Genomic DNA, 17,818 nt, shown 5'->3' with positions numbered 1-17,818 from the left:
CCCGCGCTCACGTCGCCGACGCCCACGACGCCACCTCCACGGGGTCGAGCGAGCCCGCCGTGAGCAGGGCCGTGCCCACGAGGAGCCCGCGGTACCCGAGCGCGAGCAGACCGGCGGCCGAGTCGCGGCTCTCGATGCCGCTCGCGCTCATGGGCAGCGGCGTCCCGGTGCCCAGCACGTGCCCGATCATCCGCTCGCTCCTCGCGACACCGGCCGCCCCCCGCTCCTGGTCCCGGATGTCCTTGTTGTTGACCGCGACGACGCAGAGCTCCGGGCACGGCACGGCCGCCGCCTCCGCCTCGGAGACCACCTCGACGAACGGGGTGAGGCCCAGGTCCAGGGCGTGGGCGACGAGCACCGCCAGGGTGCCCCGGTCGAGCAGCTGCGCCGTGAGGAGCACGGCGCTGACGCCCGCGGCGCGGGCCGCCAGGAGCTGGTCGCGCCGCGTGAAGAAGTCCTTCTGGAGGACGGGCCGCTCCGTGCTGCGGACCACCTCCTGGACGAGCGAGGCGTCGCCCCCGAACCACCGGCCCGACACGACGGACACGCACGGCGCACCGGCCTCCTCGTACGCCCGCACGAGGTCGGTCGCGCTGCGACCGCCCATGAGGTCCGTCCCGTCCGCGGACCTGCGCTTGACCTCCATGACGAGCGGGACAGCGGCGGCGAGGACCGCCTCGACGAACGTCGACGGCGTCCCGGGGCTCATGCCGCGGGCTCCGCGACCGGCACGGCCCCGGCCCCCACCAGGGAGCCCGCGCCCCACGCGGCGACGAGGTCGTCGATGCGTGCCGGGTCGAGCGCGCCGTGCTCGTCACGCGCGCTCGAGTCGACGTCGATGCCGTGCCATCCCGGGTGGCGCCGGACCGCGTCGAGCTCTCCCGCTCGGGAGGCGTCGACCCCTCCGGCCACGACGAACGGCCGGTCCAGGCACGCACCGATCGCGAGGAGCGTCCCGGGGTCCGTCGCGACGCCCGTGCTCCCGATCCGTCCGCCGTCGATCGTGTCGACGACGTAGGCGTCCACGCCCGCCCTCGTGTACGCCCCGACGAACGGGCGCTCCAGCAGGCGGCCGCGGTCGACGTGCAGGACCTTGAGGATCCGGGTGGTCGACGGGACGCGTCGGCGGAGCGCAGCCACCGCCGACGGCGGCTGGAACGCGTGGAGCTGGACGCACGACCCGCCCAGGGCCGCGAGCGCGTCCGCGATCCCCTCGACGTCCGCGGAGAACGTCACGAGGCATCCGTCGGGGCCGCCCGGTACCGCCATGCGGCGTAGACCGTCGGTGTCGAGCGACCGTGATGAGCCGGGCACCTCCCACCACACGCCTGCGTGCGTGACCCCGGTGGCACCGAGCAGCTCCATCTCGGTGGGGTCCACGAGCCCGCAGACCTTGATCATCGTGGCCGCGCTCATCGCAGCCCGATCATCGACGCGACCCTGTTGTACTGGATGTCGTTGGAGCCCGAGTAGAGGGTGCCGGCGACCGCGTCGCGCACCCCGCGCTCGATCCCGTGCTCGGTGACGTACCCGCGCCCGCCGAAGACCTCGACCGCGTCGAGGCTGGACCGGAGGTTCGCGGTGCTGGTGACGAGCTTCGCGATGGAGATCTCCGTCGCCGCGGGCTTTCCCGCGTCGAGCAGCTCGGCCGCGGACAGCAGCCACAGGCGCGCGGTGTCGACGGCGATCCTCATGTCGACCACGCGCCTGGCGACCGCCTGGTAGCCACCGATGGCCCTGCCGTACTGCTCGCGCTCGCGGCACCACGTGACGCAGCGGTCGAGGCGTCGCTGCATCTCGCCGACGTTGACCATGAAGGAGAAGAGGATCTCGCGCTCCATGACGTGGTCGAGGACGAGGAAGCCGCCGCCCACCCGGCCGAGCACGTCGTGCGCGGGGATGCGGCAGCCCGTCAGGTGGAGCTCGGCGAGCGGCGTGCCGGACAACCCCATGGTTCCCAGGCGCCGGCCGACGGTGAAGCCCGGCGTCCCCGCGGGCACGAGGAACGCGGTGAGCCCGAGCGGGCCGGGGACGTCACCTGTCCGGGCGTAGACGACGTAGAGGTCGGCGATCCCGGCGTTCGTGATGAACGTCTTGTCGCCGTCGAGGACGAAGTGGTCGCCGTCCCGGACTGCGCGTGCGGACATCCCGAGGGCGTCCGAGCCGTGCTCCGGCTCGGTGATGGCGTGCGCTCCGACCGTCCTGCCGGAGAGCACGCCGGGCAGGTGCCGCGCACGCTGCTCCGGAGTCCCGAAGCGGGTGAGGGCGACGGCCGTGCTGGCCATGCTCGTGATCGCGGCGAACGACAGCCCTGCGTCGTCGTTCACCCGACCGAGGTACTCGAGGCTGCGCAGGGTGTCGACGAGGGACATGCCGTGGCCCCCGTGCTCCACGGCGAACGGTGCGGCGAGCAGACCCGTCGCGGTCATCCTGCCCCAGGCCGCACGGTCGAAGACCGTCTCGTCGTGGGGCGTGTCGTGGCGGGTGTCGAACGCGTCGTCGAGGTCCCTGCCGAGGGCCTCGGGCGTCAGGCTGGGAGCGGTCTGGACGGTCTGGGCGCTCATGGTCGGCCTCGTCTCAGTACTGGGAGTAGCCGGTGGCGTCGAGGGAGTGCCGCTCGTCGCCCTTGATGGGCGGGTTGAAGACGGACACGAGGTGGAGGTCGGCGTCCTCCGACGCCCGCAGCTCGTGCGCGTCGTGCTGGTCGAGCCCGTAGAGGGTGCCGGGGACGATCTCGTGGCGGGCGCCCGTGGAGTCGACGACGACGCCGGACCCGGACACGCAGTAGCAGGCCTCCAGGTGGCGCCGGTACTGGAGCTTCGAGGTGGTCCCGGCGGTGACGACGGTGTGGGCGACCGCGAAGCCGAGGCCGTCGGCCTCGACGACGAGGCGGCTGCTCGCGCCGTTGCCCCAGTTGACGGTGTTCACTTCGTCACGTCTGCGGATGAACATGTGCGTGGCCTCTCTGGTGGGTGTGGTGCGGTGGGCGTTCGGGGATCAGGGTCGTGGGAGGGCGGGCTGCGGCGCGGGGAGGAGACGCTCGAGGAACGCCGCGAAGGACCCGACCACGTCGTGGTCGCCGATCCCCTGCTCGACGGCGCGGACGCACGCGGTGCCGACGACTGCGGCGTCGGCACCGGCGTCGGTGACCCGTCGGACGTCGTCGGCCGTGGAGATGCCGAACCCGACGGCGACCGGTGCGTCGGTGAGCTCCCGGAGGCGGTCGACCGAGCTGCGGACGGAGGCGAGCGCGTCCCCTCCGGGGGTGCCGCTGCGCCCGTAGCGGGCGACGAGGTAGACGTACGCCGTCGCGTCGCGTGCTGCCGCGGCGAACGTCTCCCCCGTCGAGGTGCCGTGGTAGCAGGTCTGGACGGTGGGGAGCCCTGCCGCGAGGCAGAGCTCGGTGGTCCGGCCGCGCAGCATCGGGGGCAGACCGTGCACGAGGAGCCCGTCCGCGCCCGACCCGCGGATCTCGTCGACCGACCGGGCGAGGTCGGTGGGCCTGAGCGAGTGGCTCCAGTCGACGAGCAGGACGATGCGCGTGTGGGTGGTCGTGGCGCGCAGCCGTTCGACGAGGCGCAGCACCCTCGGGAGGTCCGTGCCGCGGTCGAGGGCGCGGGTGGCGCTCGCCCGGACGACGGGCCCGTCGGTGACCGAGTCGGGGAAGGGGACGGCGAGCTCCAGGCAGTCGACCCGTGCGGCGTCCATGAGCCGCACGATCTCCACCATCTCCTCGTCGTCGGGGTCGCCGGCGTTGAGGAAGAGCGCGATCCGCGGGACCCCCGGCGTGCGGCCGGGGAACACGGCGCGTGGCGTCGTGTCAGACGACCCCATGGTCGGCACCCCCTCGACCGTCCCGGGTGACCGCGGCACCTGCGGGTGCCTGGCCGCGGAGCGTCTCGAAGAGGCCGTGCGCGGCACCGGAGGAGATCGCCTCGTGGGCGCTCGCGCAGGCGTCGCGGAGGGTGGGGGCCGTGCCCGACGCGAGGAGCACGACGGCGGCGTTGAGGACGATGGTCTCGGTGACGGCGACGGCCAGGTCGCCGGCCAGCGCGGCGGCGAAGTGCTCCACGCTCCTCCCGGGCTCCGCGGGGCGCAGGTCCTCGAGTGACCCCGCGCCCGTCACGAGGGTCCCGGGCACGATGCGCTCGGTGCGCCCGTCGGGGTGGGTGACCGTGCTCGGGCAGACGCTGAGGAGCTCGTCGGCGCCGAGGTCGCTCGAGCACACCCACTGGGTGAGGCCGCGCCCGGTGGCGAGCCGGCGGACCGCCTCCGGGGTGGCACGGCCGGAGCGCCCGGTGACCTGGGCGCGGAGCCCGAGCGCGGGCAGGTACGGCCCGACGACGTTGAGGAATCCCCCGAACTCCTTCATGCCGACGGGCACGATGCGCCGTGCGAGACGGGTGAGCCCGCGCGGGTAGACGTGCTGCCCGGCGAAGGCGAGGCGGTGCCGGGCGAGCCGGTCCCGGAGGTCGTCCGTCGACGTGGTCGTGGCGACGCCCGCGAGGCCGAGGAGCTCCGTCGACCCGAGGACCGACGTGTAGGCACGCGACCCGGACTTCACGACGGCCGCGCCGGCCGCGGCGGCGACGACCGCCGCCGCGGTGGAGACGTTCATCGTCGACGGGCCGCCGCCGATGCCGACGATGTTCACGGCGTCGACCGCGGGGAGCGGGCCGTCGGGCACGACGGACCGCACGAACGCCACGAGCCCGTCGTCGTCGGGCAGCTCCTGCGAGACGGCGGCGAGGGTGCCGACGAGGACGTCGGCCGTCGCGGTTCCGTCGTCCAGCCCCTCCCAGAACCGCACCCAGTCGACGGGGCGCCCCCCGTCCCCGTCACGGACGTCCGTGACGGGGACGGGGTCGACGGCGACCGGTGCGCCGGTCACACGGACCCCGGGGTCGGGCGAGGGCGCTCCACGAACGCGGTGATGGTGTTCAGGTTCCGGAAGTTCTCCGGGTCGAGGTCGGTGTCGTCGATGCCGATCTCGAAGCGCGTCTCGAGCCAGGCGATGAGCTTGAGGAGGCCGAGGCTGTCGATGATGCCGCTGTTGAGCAGGTCGGTCTGCGGGGTGACCTGCTCCGGGTCCGCGCCGGGCAGGAACTCGTCGATCACGTAGTCGCGGACGAGGTCAGAGGTGGTGAGCGTGGTGTCCATGGCGTGTCCTCTCGTGCTCCTGGCGCGCTGCCCGGAGCGTTCTCGGTCGGTCGGTCTTGCCCGTGATGGTCAGCGGGAAGGGTTCGTCGGTCAGGTGCAGCTCGGGGAGGGTGCTGCCCGTAGGGAGCCGGGACGTGCAGTACCGGCGCAGCGTGACGAGGTCGAGGTCGGACCCGGGCGACCGGCGGACGACGCCCGCCAGGCGGTGTCCCTCGAGGTCGTCCGTCTCGGCGACGACGGCGGCCGCGGTCACCATCGGGTGCTCCTCGAGGACCAGCTCGACGTCGGCGAGGTCGACGGCGATGCCGCGGACCTTCACCCGGCGGTCGACGCGCCCCACGAGCACCGCGGGTTCCCCGGGACGCCTGCGCACGAGGTCGCCCGTGCGGACGTACTCCCGGCTCCCACGGCTGGTCCAGACGGTGACGAAGCGCTCCGCGCTGCCGCGGTCGCCGAGGTACCGGTCCGCCTGGAAGGGGGTGCGGACGAGGAGCTCGCCGTCCCCGAACGGTGCGTACCCTCCGTCCTCCGTGTGGACGAGGACGTCCACCCCGGGCAGGGGGTGCCCGACGGGGACGGGCCGGTCCGTCGGCTCGTCGCCGGTGAGGACGTGCATGAGGCTGTCGTTGGTCTCGGTCATGCCGTAGACGTTGCGGACCCGGGCGGACGGGAAGACGCGGCGGACCCCGGCGACGGTCGCGTGGTCCACCGGCTCGCCGGTGAGGACGACCTCGCGCACGCCGGGCACCTGCCTGCCCGCGGCGGCGTCGATCATGAGTCGGAAGAAGGTGGGGACCGCCTGGACGACCTCGGCCCGCTCGGACTCGAGGAGGTCGAGCACCACCCGGCCCCGGACCGCCCGGGTGGGCGGGACGAGGACGGCGCGTCCGCCCGCGGCGAGCGTCGCCCAGACGTCGAGCAGGGAGATGTCGAAGTTCAGCGGGGCGAGGCTCAGGACGGTGGTGCCCGGGCCGAGCGCGAGCTCCTCGCCGGCCCAGAGCACGAAGCGGTCGATCGCGGTGCGGCCGAGCGGCACCACCTTCGGTGTGCCGGTCGTGCCGGAGGTGGTGAGGAGGAGCGCGTCGTCCGTGCCGCTCGCCGGGCCCTGCGCCCGGTCGGGTCCTGACGACGTCGCGGGGATCCCGGGGGTCGCCAGGCGCTCCGGGTCGTCGACGAGGTGCAGTATCCCCGCGTCCCGCAGGACGGCGTCCCGCCTCTCCGGCAGCATGGTCGGTGCCAGGAGGAGGACGGGGCGTCGTGCGACGAGGCACCCGAGGACGAGGGCGACGGTCGCCGTCGTCTTGTGGACGACGACCGCGACCCGGTCGTCGGTGCACCCGGGCAGGGCCGCGACCGACCCGGTCGCGACGGCCAGGAGCTCGGCGTACGACGTGGTGCGGGTGCCGTCGACGACGGCCGGTGCGTCCGGGGTGAGGGACGCGTGCGCCTGGATGCGCCCTGCGAGGGAGTCGACGGCGAGATCGGTGCGGTCGGCGCGGTCGGTGACGACGGCGGCGGCGGTGATGGTGGCCGGCATCTCGTCGATGGTCATGACGGCTCGGGCCCCTCGATCTCGATCCAGCCGGACTTGAGGGCCGGTCCCGCCGCGGTGAGGACACGGAGGGCGTGGACGCGCGGGTCCGCCGTCGCGGAGAGCTCGACGGTGATCTCGTCGCCGCAGCGCACGGGTGCGGAGAACCGCACGCCGAGGGCGCGCAGCCGCGAGACGTCCCCGTCCGCGAGCGCGTCGGCGGCCGCCTCGCAGGCCACCGCGACGACGCTCATCCCGTGGGCGATGGGGCCGTCGAAGCCTGCCCGGCGGGCGGCGTCGTCGTCGAGGTGGATCGGGTTCTCGTCGTGCGACACCGCCGCGTACCGAGCCGTCGTGGCCGGGGTGATGACGGCTGTGCGCACCTCGGGTCCTGCCCCGGGCAGGGCCCGGACGGCAGGACGGGGCGGCTGCGGGGCGGCCGGGGATGCGTCGGCGCGGACGTCGGCGGGGTCGACCCCGCCGAGGAGGACGTCGGCGACCGCCCGGGCGGCGGGTGAGCCGTCCTGGTCGGTGAGGGTGCTGCGCACCCGGACCCGGCACCCGCGCGGGTCGGGGCGGACCTCGACGAGCTCGTGACCGACGTCGTAGGTGGCGGGCACGAGGGCACCGGTCAGGTGGAGCTCCTGGGCGAGGTGGACGACGTGGGCGGGGCGTGGGGCACGCTGCGCGAGGAAGGCGTCCAGCGCCGGGTGGAGTGCGATGAAGGCCGACACCGGGTTGACGCCGTCGGGCGCCGGAGCGGTCGTCGCTGTCGTCGCTGTCATGGTCGACCGTGCGAGGACGCGGAGGTCGTGGGCCTCGGCGGCGTCGAGGCGGGCGGGTGACGGGGCGGTGGAGAGCGCCGGTGGCGCAGGTGCGGGGCTCATGAGCGGGTGCCTCCTGGCATGGTCATGCGACGACGAGGCACGCGTTGTGCCCGCCGAAGCCGAAGGAGCTGGTCAGTGCGGGTCCGGGGTCGACGGGGCGGGGCGCCCCGGAGACGACGTCGACGGGGATGTCGCTGCCCGTGCGGTCGTGGTTCGCGACGGGCGGGACGAGGCCCCGTCGTGCGGTGAGCAGGGCGAGGACGACCTCGAGGGCACCGGACGCGCCCAGGAGGTGCCCGGTGACGCCCTTGGGTGCGGTGACCGGAGGTGCGTCGTCGCCGAAGACGCGGTGGACGGCGCGCGACTCGACGGCGTCGTTGAGGAGCGTCGAGGTGCCGTGGGCGTTGACGTGGCGAACGTCGGCCGGGGCGATGTCCGCGTCGCGCAGCGCCGCGGACATCACGGAGTAGGCGCCGTCCCCGCGGGGGTGCGGCATGGACAGGTGGTGCGCGTCGGCGCCGGCGGCGTAGCCGAGGACGGAGCCGTGGCTCCGGGCACCCCGGGCCCGGGCGTCGGCCTCCCGCTCGAGGACGACGAACGCCGCCCCCTCCCCCATGACGAAGCCGTCACGGGACTCGTCGAACGGTCGGCACGCGAGCGCGGGGTCGCCGTCGCGGGTCGAGAGCGCTCCGAGCCGGGCGAAGGCGGCCAGGGTCACGGGCGTGAGGGTCGCCTCGCACCCCCCGGCGACGACGAGGTCGACGGTCCCGGCGCGCAACATGGCGGTGGCGGTGCCGATCGCGTCGGCCCCGCTGGCGCAGGTCGTCGCGAGCGTGAGGGCCGGGCCCGTGGTGCCGAGTGCGATGGAGATCGCGACGGCGGCCGCGTTGGGCATCGTCACCACCGGCATGAGGGGGCTCACGGCGGCGGGGCCGCCCTGGCCGAACCGCAGGCTCTCAGTGTCGCTCGTGGTGCGGCCGCCGACGGCGTTGCCGACGACCACGGCGGTCCGGGCGGGGTCCACGGCGGGTGACCCGGCGTCCGCGTGGGCGTCGAGCGCGGCGGCCAGCCCGTAGCGGGCGAAGGGGTCGAGGCGCCGGTAGAGCTTCTCCGCGACGCCCGGCGGGGCGGGCGGGGCGTCGACCTGGCAGCCGATGCGGACCGGGTGGTCCACGGGGTCGAACCGGTCGATCACCCGTGCGGTCGACCGGCCTGCGAGGACCGCCTGCCACACCGCCTCGACGTCGTTGCCCGCGGGCGTCACGACGCCCGCGCCCGTGACGACGACCTCGGCGCGCCCCGAGGGCGTCATGCCCGGGCCACGGCGCGACGCTCGGCCGCCCGGACGAACGCGTCGATCGCCGTGTCGACGTGCTCGCTCGTGTGCGCCGCCGTGATGGCGATCCGCAGGCGGGCGAGACCGTTGGGCACGGCCGGCGTGACGACGGGGAGGCCGACGACGCCCTCCTCGCGGCAGGTCGTCGCGTAGTCGTAGGCCTGGGTGTCGGTACCGATGATCAGGGGGACGACGGCCGTCGTGCTGTCGCCCACCCGCATCCCCACGTCGGTCATCGCCGTGCGGAACCGCGCCGACTCCGACTGGATGTGCGCGACGCGGTGCGGCTCGCGGTCGAGGATGCGCAGCGCCTCGAGCGCGGCGCCGCACTGCGCGGGTGCGAGCGCGGCCGAGAACAGGAAGGGACGCGCCCCGTAGCGCAGGTGGTAGACGAGGTCGGGCGACCCAGCCACCCACCCGCCCATCGACGGGATGCCCTTCGAGAGGGTGCCGAGCTTGACATCCACCCGGACCTGACGGTCGTAGTGCTCCTCGATGCCGCGGCCGGTCGCCCCGATGACGCCGAGCGCGTGCGCCTCGTCGACCATGAGCAGCGCGCCGTGGGCGTCGCAGACCTCGCGCAGCGCCGGGAGGGGCGCGACGTCCCCATCCATGGAGTAGACGCTGTCGACGACGACGAGCCGCACGCCGGTGGCCGGCGCGGCACGGAGCCTGCTGTCGAGGTGCTCCGGGTCGTTGTGCCGGAAGCGGGTGACGGTGGCACCGCTCAGCTGGCACCCGTCGACGATGGACGCGTGGTCGAGCTTGTCCACGAAGACGTGGTCGCCCGGACCGCACAGCGCGCCGATCGTCCCGACGTTCGCCGCGTAGCCGGAGGAGAAGACGAGCGCGCTCTCGCGCTCGGTGAAGCGCGCCACCTCGGCCTCGAGCTCCTGGTGCAGGGGCGTCGTGCCGGCGAGCGCCCGGACCCCGTGCGCACCGGTGCCGTAGGTGTCGACGGCGCGGGCGGCCGCCGCGGCGAGCCGGGGATCACCGGCGAGGCCCAGGTAGCTGTACCCGGACATCATGAGCAGACGCTGACCGTCGAGCTCGACGTACGGGGTGCCGGCGACGGGCGTGTACGGCATGAAGCTGTTCCGGCGGTGCGCGCTCGACTCGAGCGCCCCGACGCGTCGGCGCGTCGCGGCGAGCTTCAGCGCGAGCGCCTCGGCGGCGGGTGTCGCGGCCCCGGCGGGGGCTGCGTCGGTGCTGGTGAGTGTGGTCATCTGCCTCGCGTCCTTCGTGGCGTCGGATCGTGACGTCACTCATGGAACGGGGCTGCCGCAAGACGGGCGCAAGGGGGACGCGAGGTGGCCGCACACGGGGTGGCGCCCCGGGCTGCGCCGGGGGCACCGTCGCGTCCGGTCAGCTCGCCCGGTACGCCCTGGGGCTGACGCCGTAGTACTTCTTGAAGGCGGCGCTGAAGCTGAACGGGGTCGAGTAGCCCACGCGCTGCGAGATCGTCGTGAGCGTCAGGTGGGGGTCGGTGAGGAGGTCGGCTGCGAGCGTCAGGCGCCACTGCGTGAGGTAGGCGATCGGGGACGTGCCCACCTCCTCCGCGAACCGCCGGGCCAACGACGCCCGCGACGTGCTCACGCTCGTGGCGAGCAGCTCGACGGTCCATGCGCGCCCCGGGTCCTCGTGGATGAGGGTGATGACCTCCCGGACGATCGGGTCGCGGGACGCGTTCAGCCACACCGAGCGCGGGTCACGCGTGGTCTGGGCCCACGCGCGGACCGCTCCGATGAGGACCAGGTCGAGGAGCCTGTCGAGGACGCTGGCCTGGGCGATCCCGTCGCGCACGACCTCCTGGGCGAGGACGTCGACCATGGGGTTCTGGGCCGAGCGCACCACGAGGCTCGGGGGCAGCGCGGCGAGGAGGATCTTGCCCACCTCCCCCGCGCTGCGGAACGTCCCGACGAGGAGGACGTCGTCGCCGGCGGGGTCGTTGCCCCAGGTGCGCACACCGCTGGCCAGCTCTGCCGAGAGGTCCCTGCCGTCCGCACCGGAGCACTGCTGGTCCCTGCCCACCCGGACCGACGGGACGAGCCCGAGCTCGGACGACAGGAGGTAGGGGTCGTCGCCACGGACCAGGAGGATGTCCCCCGCCGCGAGCTCCTGCGGCTCCGCCCCGTCGCACACCACCCAGCTCTTGCCGTGGAGGACCGCCACGACCGTCAGCGGAGCCCCGTCGTCGACGGCGATCGACCACGGCGGACTCATGACCACCTGGAGGAGGAATGCCTTGCGTGCCCTCGGACCGTCGAGGAAATCCGTCAATGGGTCCATATTGTCCAGAATAGACGGTCGCGCTCGAAAGAGACGTCCTCGCATGAAGCTGAGCGGGTCGCGGATTCTGCCCCGACCCCCGTGGCGGTGGGATGGCATCATCCGACACTCGAAAGGCACCCCCATGTCGACATCGCGCCGCATCCTCTCCGCCGCAGCCATCATCCCCGCCGGCGTCACCGCCGCCGTGTACACCGTGTTCTCGACGAGCACCATGCCCCGCCTCGCCTCCCTCCCCGCCGCCGACGGCCTCGCACGCATGCAGGAGTTCAACCGGGACGCCGTCCAGCCACCGTTCATGCTCTGCTTCTTCGGTGCCGCCGCCCTGAGCGTCGCCGTGATCGCCGCGGAGACGCGCCGCCCGCGCGGCGACCGGTCTCTCGTGCGGATCGGGGCCGGCGCCGCCTACCTCACCGGGTTCGCGATCACCGTCGCCTTCCACGTCCCGCGCAACGACGCGCTCGCCGTCCTCGACCCGATGTCGCCCGCGTCGGTGGCGCCGTGGACCGCCTTCGTCGAGGAGTGGACCGCAGGGAACACCGTGCGCGCCGCCCTCTCCGCGGGCGCGACGATCGCCTTCGTCGTCGGCGCGGCGCGCACCGCGCAGAACAGACATCTCGGTTAAGGTCGGAGCGCATCCCAGACCTCCCGGGACCCCTGCCTGAGCCCCGCCTCCAGGAAGCCACAGCATGCGCATGGTGCACCTCCAGATCCTCGGTGACGTGTCGGTGGTCGGTCCGGACGGGACCTCCTCGTCGCTGAGCAGCGCCCAGGCGCAGATCGCCGCGGCACGGCTCGTCCTCGAACGACGCAGGTCGGGCACCAGCAGGCTCGAGCTGGCGTCGACGATCTGGCCCGAGACCCTCCCCGACACCTGGGCGTCGGCCCTGCGCGGGGTCGTCACACGGGTCCGCCGCCTCCTCGAGGAGATCGCCCCGGACGTCTCCCTCGAGTCGGTGGGAGGCAGGTACGTGCTGCGGCTGCCCCCCACCGTCGTCGTCGACCTCGAGGACGCGCGGAGCGTGCTCACCGAGGCCGGCGACCACCTCGCCGAGGGCAGGACGGAGGAAGCACGCGAGAAGGCCCTGCGGGCCCTCATCGCGCTCGAGCGAGGATTCCTGCCGGACCACGACTGCGAGTGGGCCAACACGGTCCGCCAGGAGGTCGCGGACAGCCGCGTCGACGCCCACGACATCGCGGCCCACGCCGCCCTCTCCCTCGGGGACGAGGCCGGCGCCCTGCGCTCCGCCCGGGCGCTCATCGACGTCGCGCCGCTGCGCGAGAGCGGGTACAGGGTCCTCATGGAGGCCCACCTGGGCACCGGCAACAGGGGTGAGGCCCTCGCCGTCTTCGCCCGGTTGCGCACCATGCTCAGCGACGAGCTCGGGATCGACCCGTCACCCGAGACGGAGGAGCTGTACTTCCGGATCCTGTCGACGGGCTCCGACGGCGCACGTCCCGCCCCCGCCCGGTCCCGGCAGCCCCGGCGGCGACCGTTCGTGGCCCGCACAGGTGTGCTCGACGAGCTCACGCAGGCGTGGGAGGCCGTCGCACCGGGCGAGGCGGCGCTCTGCCTGGTCACCGGCGAGCTGGGCCTCGGGAAGACGAGCGTCGCGAACGAGTTCGCCCGACGGGTGGCCCAGCTCCCCGCGACCGTGATCACGTGCGCGGGCCGCACCGTCGACCGTCAGCACTCCGCCGTCGTCAAGGCGGTCGGGGACCACCTGCCGGCGCTGGACCCCGAGGTCCGTGCCACCGTCGAACCCCTCGTCCGCGCGGCGGAGCGCGCGGTCCGCGACGACGGGGTGCACGCCGTCCGGCTCATGGAGGCGGCGCTCCGGGAGGTCACGGCGGGAGGCCCCTCCCTCGTGGTCGTCGACGACATCGACGAGGCCGACCCGACGACCCTCGGTGCCCTCCGCGCGTTCTTCCGGGACACGTCCGGTGGACCCGGGGTGCTGCTCCTCGCCACCGCCGAGTCGGCACGCCTCGACGCGGCTCGGCTCCGGGTCCTGCACGACCTCGGACGCCACGGCACCACCCGACGCATCGACCTCCCGCGCTTCGGCCTCCTCGACGCCCACGAGCTCGTGTCCACGCTGCCCGCCGCGACGCGCGAGAACGCAGCGCAGCTCGGCCGCCTCGTGACGGCCTCTGGCGGGAACCCCTACCTCCTGGCGAGGCTCGTCGAGTCGGACCCGGACCGGCACGACGTGATGTCGACCGTCGTCGACGGCATGCGCGACTACACGCGGATCCGCACGGCCGCGCTGAGCACCGACGCCTCACGCCTGCTGCGGGTGGCCGCCGTCGCGGGGCCGGTCTTCGACGTCGACGTCGTGGCCCGGGCGTGCGGGGTGGCGCCCGAGGACGTCGCCGACACCCTCGCGGAGCTCGAGCGTGCGGAGCTCGTGGCGTGCGACGACCACGACGAGGCCGCCCAGGACGGGCACCGCTCGGAGGACTACCACTTCGTCCACGGTGCCGTCTGCGACGCGATCTACGCGGAGCTCCCCAAGACCGAGCGGGTGCGCCTCCACCGGAGGATCTCCGAACAGCTCGCCCAGCTCGAGACGGCGGCCCTGAGCGACTCGCGGTGCGAGGTGTTCGCCCGGACGTCGACCGTCTCCACCGCACCCGACCGCCTCGACGGCCCGGTCCGCGTCCGGTGGCGCGCGGCGGACGTCGCCGAGGAGCTGGGCGACCGCACCGAGGCCGTCCGCCTGCGCGCCCAGGTCCTCGAGCTCGTCGAGCAGGACGAGGCCTCCCTGCGCGCCGAGGCCCTCAACGCGCTCGGGACGAGCGAGCTCCGTGCCGGTCTGGCATCCGCTCGCGGTCACCTCCTGCGTGCGGCCCTCCTCGGGACGACCTCCGGGGCGGTCGGCGCAGGCCTGTGCGCCGCGAGCACCCTCGTCGACGACCTCGCAGCCGACCCGCGGACCGTCGAGGACGCCCGGTCGACCTCCGACCAGGTCGTGGAGCACCTCGCCCTGGTGGCACCGGCCACGTTCGACGACCCGGACACCGGCCGCCACCTCGCCAGGTTCCTCGCACGCCACGCACGCACCGGCACGACCGCGGGACCGCCCGAGCTGCTGCGCCGCGCGGTGCGCTCGCTGGCCGAGCTCACGGAGGAGAGCACCCACCCGCGGGACGCCGCGCACCGCGCGGCGCTGGCACGCGAGCTCGCGGACCTCGCCACCGCCGCCGGTGACGTCGACGCCCTCGTCGTCGCCGCGCACCACGGGTCGTCCGCCGCCGCGGTCCGGCACTGCCCGGACGAGATGCGGGAGTTCGGGCGACGGTGGGCGGACGCACTCGCGGCGCACCCCGACCCCGCCCGCTACGCGCACCTGTCGGCAGAGCGCGACCTCGTCGCGGCGGTCGGCGCGGCGGCGTTCGGCGACGACGCCCCGCCCGGACCCACCCCAGGCACCTCGGCGCCCCCTCCCCTGCCGGCCGCTCTGCCGGTCGCCCTCGCAGGCGACCTGCGCGGCCGTCAACGGCTCGTGGCGCGGTGGCTCGGGTTCCGCCATCCGAGCGTCTGGTCGCCTGCCGCGGGAGAGGCTCCGCCCCCGACGTCGTTCTCCGCCGGCGGAGCCGCCGCGTGGGTCGACGCGTGCCTCGCGGACGTCCTCGCGGACCGGCTGCCCTCGGCCCGGTCGCGGCTGAGGATGATGATGAGCCTCGACCTGCCCGTGGCTGTCGACGACTCGTCGCTCCACGACGCCGCGGTGCTCGCGATCGTCGCGGTCGCCACGGGCGACACCGGTCTCGTCGACGAGACCCGACGCCGGATCGCGCCCGTCGCGCTGGTCGCCGCCGGTCACGGCTACCGGACGTCGGTGGGACCCATGTCGTTCCACCTCGCCCGTCTGGCGGCCGCCGAAGGGGACTTCGACGACGCGGAGAGGCTCCTCCACACGGGCCTGTCGTCCGTGTCCCGGGCCGGCTCCCGGGTGTGGGTCGCGGCGCACCAGCTCGTGATGGCGTCGGTCCTGGACCGCCGGCGCACCCCCGGGGACACGATCGCGGCACGCTCGCTCCGCGAGGAGGCCCGCGGCATCGTCAGCCCGCGGGTGGTGACGCTCGCCCCGTTCGACCCCCGCTGAGCCGGCCGGGCGGACCGGCCCGGCAGGCCCTCAGGCCTCGACCTCCACGACCTCGAGGGCGCCGAGCTGGTCCTTGAGCCGTCCCACCAGCCTGGGCGCACGCTGCAGGCCCCCGACGACGAGGCGGACGTCGTGCAGGCGCCGGTCACCCACGACACGCTCGACGACGACCTGGCTCAGCGCGTCGATGTCGTCGACGGACGTCGCGACGATCGTCGTCGGGCCGTTCGACACGATGGTCCGCAGGACCCGGTCGACGAGGTCGAGCCGGTCCCGGCCGAGGTTCGAGCTGGTGCGGGCCCGGGTCCGGGCACGACGACCCGACGGGCGTGCCGCACCGATGCGGGCCGCGAGGTCGGGGAGCATGACCGCGATGGCGTCGAGCTCGTCGCAGAGGTCGTCCGCGACCAGGTCCGGTCCGCGGTCGTGGGCGTACGCGGACACCAGCTCGACGAGAGCGGCGAGCTCCCGGCGGTCACCGGGCCGGCCCTGCACGCGCAGGACCTGCGAGCCGTCGGCGTGCGCGGCGAGCGCCGCCTGGGCGGTCGCGACCTCGAGCGCGCCCCGCAGCGGCCCGACGAAGCACACGACCCGTGCCGCGGCGGAGGGCGCCGGCTCCGGCACCGACGTCGTCCTCGGAGCGACGGCGACACCCGACGGGCCAGGCGCACCGTGGACACGGCGCCTCGCCCACTGCGGTCTGGTGCAGCTGCTGCGCCGCCCCTCGCCCCGCGCCGCCCGGATGTCGTAGACGCCCGGGCCGCACACGAAGCCGTGGCGGCCGCGCGCACCGGCGGCGACGAGGTCGAGCCCGGGGCCCAGGAGCGGCCCGGCGATGAGCCCGACGTCGGCGAGGACGAGGCACTGGCCCGGCAGAGCTGTGCCGAGCAGCTGCGCCGCACGCTCCCGGGTGCCCGACCGGCCTCGTGCCGCGTCGCCGGCACGCCCCTGGTCCGTCGACACCGCGCCGGACGCGCCGTGAGAGGCAGGGCCCGCGACGACGGCCGCCGCCTCGTCCGGCGCGAGCGTCATCTCGCTCGTCACCGCGCCGAGCACGAAGAGCGCGTCGAAGACGCTCGCGAACGTCGCACCGACGACGAGGCCGTCGCCGTCGTGGCCGACCTGCACCTCGCGACCGCCACCCTCGTCCCACCGGTCGGCGTGCGCGCGAGCGGCGAGCTCGTTCGAGCACCGGACCATGACGACGATCCTCGTCGGCTCGTCGGGCAGGTCGAGGTCTCGTGGTACCCCGGCGACGGTGGTGCGTGAGGTGGGGGTGCTGCGCGGGTCGGTCCCGACGGCGACGGCGTTCATCGGAGGATCACTCCCAGACGCCGGTGGCGGCTGCTGCTGCGGCGTAGTCCTTGAAGTCGCGCGGGGGACGCCCCAGCGCCCGGGTCACACCGTCCGTGAGGCTGGCGTTGCGGCCGTCGAGGATGACCGTGAACAGCTCGACGAAGTCCTGCGGGAGGCCCTCCTTCTCGAGCATCTCGCCGTACTCCTCGGGGCTCACGGGCTGGTAGACGACCCGCCGACCGGTAGCACCGGAGAGCTCCTCCGCGACGTCCTCGAAGCTCAGGAGCCGAGGACCGGACAGCTCGTACACCTGTCCGTCGTGCCCGTCCTCGAGGAGCGACGCCACGACCACGTCGGCGATGTCCTCCGCGTCCACGAAGGGCTCCACGGCGTCACCCGCGGGGATGCTGATGACGCCCTCGCGCACAGCGCCGAGGAAGAAGCTCTCGTCGAAGTTCTGGTTGAACCAGTTGCAGCGCACGATCGTCCAGCGCACCCCCGAGTCCTGCACGGCACGCTCGCTCGCGAGCGCACCCTCCTCGCCCCGACCGGAGAGGAGCACGAGCTTCTCCACGCCCTCGGCCGCGGCCACCGCGGAGAAGTCCGCGATGATGTCCGACACCCCGGGGAACGCGAGGTCCGGGTAGTAGGTCACGTAGGCGGCCTTCATGCCCCGCACAGCGGGAGCCCACGTGGTGCGGTCCTCCCAGTCGAAGGCCGGGTCGCCCGTGCGCGAGCCGACGCGCACGTCGACGCCCCGCTCCCGGAGCCGCTCCACGACGCGTCGACCTGTCTTTCCCGTTCCACCGATGACCAGCATGATGTTCCTCTTCTCCATCTTGAAATCCCCGGACGACGGTCGGCCTTCCCCGTCACCCCTATGCAACGCGCTCCGGGACGTCCCCGGAATGCGTGACCGGCTCAGGCACATACGCCCCCGTATCCACCTCGGCGTCGGGACGGTCCACGTCGGCGGTCGCCCGCTCGGGACCCCGGTCTCCCCGGGCGACGGAGCCGTGCAGCACGCCCAGGACGGCGCGCACGAGGTCCCCAGGAGCCTCGACGGGCAGCGCGTGGCCCCGCCCGGCGAGCTCCACGGGCCCGAGGAGACCCAGACCGCGCGCCGTGGCGCGGACGTCGGCCAGCGGCACGGTGCGGTCCTCCGTCCCCGCGAGGACGGCGACGGGGACGTCCACGGCACCCAGGAGGTGCCGCAGGTCGGCCCCGCTCGACGCACCGAAGTACGTCGCCCGGACGCGCGGGCCCG

The 17,818-nt window shown here is 74.4% G+C and carries 17 protein-coding genes; 2 read left to right on the top strand and 15 right to left on the bottom strand.

Annotation, left to right across the window (positions count from 1 at the left end; translation table 11 throughout):
* Positions 1 to 7 precede the first annotated feature (7 nt).
* The 12 genes from JAV76_RS09580 to JAV76_RS09525 form a co-directional block, all read right to left on the bottom strand.
* Complete coding sequence (locus tag JAV76_RS09580; protein WP_198733829.1) at positions 8 to 709, bottom strand: beta/alpha barrel domain-containing protein; 702 nt, start codon at positions 707 to 709, stop codon at positions 8 to 10.
* Positions 706 to 1,416: a phosphoribosylanthranilate isomerase gene (locus JAV76_RS09575; protein ID WP_198733828.1), complete on the bottom strand. Its 711-nt coding sequence runs from the start codon at positions 1,414 to 1,416 to the stop codon at positions 706 to 708. The genes JAV76_RS09580 and JAV76_RS09575 overlap by 4 nt, the downstream gene beginning before the upstream one ends.
* Complete coding sequence (locus JAV76_RS09570; RefSeq protein ID WP_198733827.1) at positions 1,413 to 2,564, bottom strand: acyl-CoA dehydrogenase family protein; 1,152 nt, start codon at positions 2,562 to 2,564, stop codon at positions 1,413 to 1,415. Before JAV76_RS09570 ends, JAV76_RS09575 begins: the two co-directional genes overlap by 4 nt.
* A 13-nt stretch (positions 2,565 to 2,577) precedes the next feature.
* Positions 2,578 to 2,952: an ectoine synthase gene (locus tag JAV76_RS09565; protein WP_198733826.1), complete on the bottom strand. Its 375-nt coding sequence runs from the start codon at positions 2,950 to 2,952 to the stop codon at positions 2,578 to 2,580.
* A gap of 45 nt (positions 2,953 to 2,997) precedes the next feature.
* Entirely contained in the window at positions 2,998 to 3,834 is an 837-nt protein-coding gene (trpA, locus tag JAV76_RS09560) for a tryptophan synthase subunit alpha (RefSeq protein WP_198733825.1), read from the bottom strand.
* A complete protein-coding gene (locus JAV76_RS09555; protein ID WP_198733824.1) occupies positions 3,821 to 4,891 on the bottom strand; it encodes a hypothetical protein in 1,071 nt (356 codons plus the stop codon). Before JAV76_RS09555 ends, trpA begins: the two co-directional genes overlap by 14 nt.
* Positions 4,888 to 5,160 carry an acyl carrier protein gene (locus JAV76_RS09550; RefSeq protein ID WP_198733823.1) on the bottom strand — a complete coding sequence of 91 codons (273 nt, stop codon included), beginning with the start codon at positions 5,158 to 5,160 and terminating at the stop codon, positions 4,888 to 4,890. Before JAV76_RS09550 ends, JAV76_RS09555 begins: the two co-directional genes overlap by 4 nt.
* Entirely contained in the window at positions 5,135 to 6,712 is a 1,578-nt protein-coding gene (locus tag JAV76_RS09545) for an AMP-binding protein (protein WP_198733822.1), read from the bottom strand. The genes JAV76_RS09550 and JAV76_RS09545 overlap by 26 nt, the downstream gene beginning before the upstream one ends.
* Positions 6,709 to 7,578: a MaoC family dehydratase gene (locus tag JAV76_RS09540; protein WP_198733821.1), complete on the bottom strand. Its 870-nt coding sequence runs from the start codon at positions 7,576 to 7,578 to the stop codon at positions 6,709 to 6,711. The genes JAV76_RS09545 and JAV76_RS09540 overlap by 4 nt, the downstream gene beginning before the upstream one ends.
* Positions 7,579 to 7,600: 22 nt before the next feature.
* Positions 7,601 to 8,830 (bottom strand): beta-ketoacyl-[acyl-carrier-protein] synthase family protein, encoded by a 1,230-nt coding sequence (locus JAV76_RS09535; RefSeq protein ID WP_198733820.1) that lies wholly within the window; start codon positions 8,828 to 8,830, stop codon positions 7,601 to 7,603.
* On the bottom strand, positions 8,827 to 10,080 hold the full coding sequence (locus JAV76_RS09530) for an aminotransferase class I/II-fold pyridoxal phosphate-dependent enzyme (protein ID WP_198733819.1): 1,254 nt from the start codon (positions 10,078 to 10,080) through the stop codon (positions 8,827 to 8,829). Before JAV76_RS09530 ends, JAV76_RS09535 begins: the two co-directional genes overlap by 4 nt.
* A 139-nt stretch (positions 10,081 to 10,219) precedes the next feature.
* Positions 10,220 to 11,143 carry an AraC family transcriptional regulator gene (locus tag JAV76_RS09525; protein WP_198733818.1) on the bottom strand — a complete coding sequence of 308 codons (924 nt, stop codon included), beginning with the start codon at positions 11,141 to 11,143 and terminating at the stop codon, positions 10,220 to 10,222.
* Positions 11,144 to 11,267: 124 nt separating this feature from the next.
* Here JAV76_RS09525 and JAV76_RS09520 point away from each other — a divergent pair, with 124 nt between their 5' ends.
* On the top strand, positions 11,268 to 11,768 hold the full coding sequence (locus JAV76_RS09520) for an anthrone oxygenase family protein (RefSeq protein WP_198733817.1): 501 nt from the start codon (positions 11,268 to 11,270) through the stop codon (positions 11,766 to 11,768).
* A 73-nt stretch (positions 11,769 to 11,841) separates the two neighbouring features.
* Positions 11,842 to 15,255: an ATP-binding protein gene (locus JAV76_RS09515; protein WP_198733816.1), complete on the top strand. Its 3,414-nt coding sequence runs from the start codon at positions 11,842 to 11,844 to the stop codon at positions 15,253 to 15,255.
* 30 nt (positions 15,256 to 15,285) lie between these two features.
* Here the strand turns inward: JAV76_RS09515 and JAV76_RS09510 are convergent, their stop codons facing one another.
* The 3 genes from JAV76_RS09510 to JAV76_RS09500 all read right to left on the bottom strand — a co-directional run.
* On the bottom strand, positions 15,286 to 16,569 hold the full coding sequence (locus JAV76_RS09510) for a hypothetical protein (protein WP_198733815.1): 1,284 nt from the start codon (positions 16,567 to 16,569) through the stop codon (positions 15,286 to 15,288).
* Positions 16,570 to 16,576: 7 nt separating this feature from the next.
* Positions 16,577 to 17,389, bottom strand: a complete 813-nt coding sequence (locus tag JAV76_RS09505) for an NAD(P)H-binding protein (protein ID WP_198733814.1) — start codon at positions 17,387 to 17,389, stop codon at positions 16,577 to 16,579.
* Positions 17,390 to 17,429: 40 nt separating this feature from the next.
* The coding region (locus JAV76_RS09500) for an alpha/beta fold hydrolase (RefSeq protein WP_230402114.1) at positions 17,430 to 17,818 on the bottom strand (389 nt) is incomplete at its 5' end.

It is taken from the genome of Sanguibacter suaedae (assembly GCF_016342785.1).
Taxonomy (GTDB): domain Bacteria; phylum Actinomycetota; class Actinomycetes; order Actinomycetales; family Cellulomonadaceae; genus Sanguibacter; species Sanguibacter suaedae.
This window is presented reverse-complemented; position numbering and strand designations above follow the sequence as displayed.

Coding starts and splice junctions, on each gene's coding strand:
- JAV76_RS09580 (WP_198733829.1), bottom strand. CDS start 709: ATGAGCCCCGGGACGCCGTCGACGTTCGTCGAGGCGGTCCTCGCCGCC.
- JAV76_RS09575 (WP_198733828.1), bottom strand. CDS start 1,416: ATGAGCGCGGCCACGATGATCAAGGTCTGCGGGCTCGTGGACCCCACC.
- JAV76_RS09570 (WP_198733827.1), bottom strand. CDS start 2,564: ATGAGCGCCCAGACCGTCCAGACCGCTCCCAGCCTGACGCCCGAGGCC.
- JAV76_RS09565 (WP_198733826.1), bottom strand. CDS start 2,952: ATGTTCATCCGCAGACGTGACGAAGTGAACACCGTCAACTGGGGCAAC.
- trpA (WP_198733825.1), bottom strand. CDS start 3,834: ATGGGGTCGTCTGACACGACGCCACGCGCCGTGTTCCCCGGCCGCACG.
- JAV76_RS09550 (WP_198733823.1), bottom strand. CDS start 5,160: ATGGACACCACGCTCACCACCTCTGACCTCGTCCGCGACTACGTGATC.
- JAV76_RS09545 (WP_198733822.1), bottom strand. CDS start 6,712: ATGACCATCGACGAGATGCCGGCCACCATCACCGCCGCCGCCGTCGTC.
- JAV76_RS09540 (WP_198733821.1), bottom strand. CDS start 7,578: ATGAGCCCCGCACCTGCGCCACCGGCGCTCTCCACCGCCCCGTCACCC.
- JAV76_RS09535 (WP_198733820.1), bottom strand. CDS start 8,830: ATGACGCCCTCGGGGCGCGCCGAGGTCGTCGTCACGGGCGCGGGCGTC.
- JAV76_RS09530 (WP_198733819.1), bottom strand. CDS start 10,080: ATGACCACACTCACCAGCACCGACGCAGCCCCCGCCGGGGCCGCGACA.
- JAV76_RS09525 (WP_198733818.1), bottom strand. CDS start 11,143: ATGGACCCATTGACGGATTTCCTCGACGGTCCGAGGGCACGCAAGGCA.
- JAV76_RS09520 (WP_198733817.1), top strand. CDS start 11,268: ATGTCGACATCGCGCCGCATCCTCTCCGCCGCAGCCATCATCCCCGCC.
- JAV76_RS09510 (WP_198733815.1), bottom strand. CDS start 16,569: ATGAACGCCGTCGCCGTCGGGACCGACCCGCGCAGCACCCCCACCTCA.
- JAV76_RS09505 (WP_198733814.1), bottom strand. CDS start 17,389: ATGGAGAAGAGGAACATCATGCTGGTCATCGGTGGAACGGGAAAGACA.